The organism is Bradyrhizobium sp. 1 (assembly GCF_023073315.1).
In the GTDB taxonomy this organism is placed as follows: Bacteria; Pseudomonadota; Alphaproteobacteria; order Rhizobiales; family Xanthobacteraceae; genus Bradyrhizobium.
Genome location: NZ_JADPJH010000019.1, coordinates 1 through 1,688, shown reverse-complemented (window position 1 = coordinate 1,688; position 1,688 = coordinate 1). Strand labels below are relative to the sequence as shown.

The window sequence follows — 1,688 nt, the reverse complement described above, 5'->3', positions numbered from 1 at the left end:
CGAGGCTGGGCAAGAATGTTGGATTTCGGGAGTTGATGTACGATTTGTCTTATGACGAATCGTACATTCAAGACCGGCGAGAGCCGAGAGCAATCCAGTCTGCTTCCTGCGCGGGTTGAGGACTATGTCGGGGCGGACAACGCGGTCCGGGCGATCGAGAGCTTCGTTCGTGCCCTCGACCTTGCCAAGCTGGGCTTTCGCCATGCTGATCGTAAGGCTGAAGGAGTCGGCCAGCCGCCTTACGATCCGGCCGATCTGCTGAAGCTCTACCTTTACGGCTACATCAACCAAATCAGGTCGTCGCGTCGGTTAGAGCGGGAGGCTGGCCGCAATCTGGAACTAATCTGGCTGCTGAGGAACCTGAAGCCGGGTTATCGGACGATCGGCAACTTCCGCAAAGAGAACTGGGCGGCTCTGAAGGCGGCCAACCGCAGCTTCGTGCTGCTGATGCGCGAACTCGGTCTTGTCGGCGGCAGCGTTGTTGCGATTGACGGCTCGTTCTTCCATGGCGAGGCCAGCAAGGCCAGCATCTTTACGCGCAAGAGGCTTGCCGATCAGATCGCAAAGCTGGACCAGGAGATCGAGGCTTACGGCAAGTCCCTTGAGGACAATGACGCCGCGGAAGCCAAGAAGCCGGTCAGGAATGGGCCCGATGGCGGCGGTGGAGATGGCGACGACATCGGCGCCAAGGTCGCGGCACTAATGGCGAAGCGCTCGCGCGCACAAGCTGATCTTGCTCGGCTGGAAGAGAATGGCCAGACGCAGCTGTCCGTGACCGATCCGGATGCCCGGCTGCTGGTCAAAAGCGGCCAGGGGGTCGCAGGATACAACGTGCAGACCGTCGTCGATGACAAGCACAAGCTCATTGTCGCCAGCGAGGTGGTGAACGACAGCAGCGATGTCGGCCAGCTACATGCGATGGCCATGGCGGCAAAGGAAGCCCTCGAGGTCAAGACCCTGCAGGTGCTGGCAGATGAGGGCTATTACAGCAGTCGCGAACTGAAGGCCTGTGAGGACGATAGCATCACGGCCTATGTGCCGGTGCCGGAGGGCAACGCCCGGCTCGAGAAGCAGGGCCGCTTCGCCCTCAAGGATTTCAACTATGATGGTGCATCTGACACATACCATTGTCCCGCCGGCCATCAGCTACATCCGATGAAGAGCAGGCAGAAGAACACCAGTGGCCGCGTCGAGATCCGCTACGCGGCGCGCGGAGTGATCTGCAAGACCTGCCCGCTCAAGGTCCATTGCCTCGGCTCGAACGCGGCCTACCGGACGATCGGTCGCTGGGAGCATGAAGACGTTCTTGAGCGACATCGCGCGCGGATGCAGGGTGCGGGCGAACTGATGCGCCGTCGTTCGGGGATTGTCGAGCATCCGTTCGGCACGCTCAAATGCCGTGCCGGCTACCGTCATTTCCTCGTCCGCGGCTTCAACAAGGTTCGCGGCGAGTGGAGCCTGATGGCGCTTTGCTACAACTTCACCCGCGTGCTCAACATCCTGGGCTTCGACGCATTCCTGACCGCACTCGCAAAGACGCTTGCTCCTTGCCAACACTCCCTCGCAGCCCTCCTGCAGCGCATCCAGGGCGCTCTCGCAACCTTCTGGGCGAATATACAGGCCCGGCTCGCAATCGCCTCGTTCGCCATCGCCTAAGGCCGCCAACGACCAATTCTTGCTCAGCCTCG

General features: G+C 61.0%; 1 protein-coding gene. It reads left to right on the top strand.

All coding sequences use genetic code 11. The annotated features are described in order from the left end of the window. The first annotated feature begins 51 nt into the window (after positions 1-51). Positions 52-1,656: an IS1182 family transposase gene (locus IVB29_RS15925; protein ID WP_247504327.1), complete on the top strand. Its 1,605-nt coding sequence runs from the start codon at positions 52-54 to the stop codon at positions 1,654-1,656. Positions 1,657-1,688 lie beyond the last annotated feature (32 nt).

Excerpts from the sequence above, each read along its gene's own strand:
- IVB29_RS15925 (WP_247504327.1), top strand. The coding sequence starts at position 52 with ATGACGAATCGTACATTCAAGACCGGCGAGAGCCGAGAGCAATCCAGT.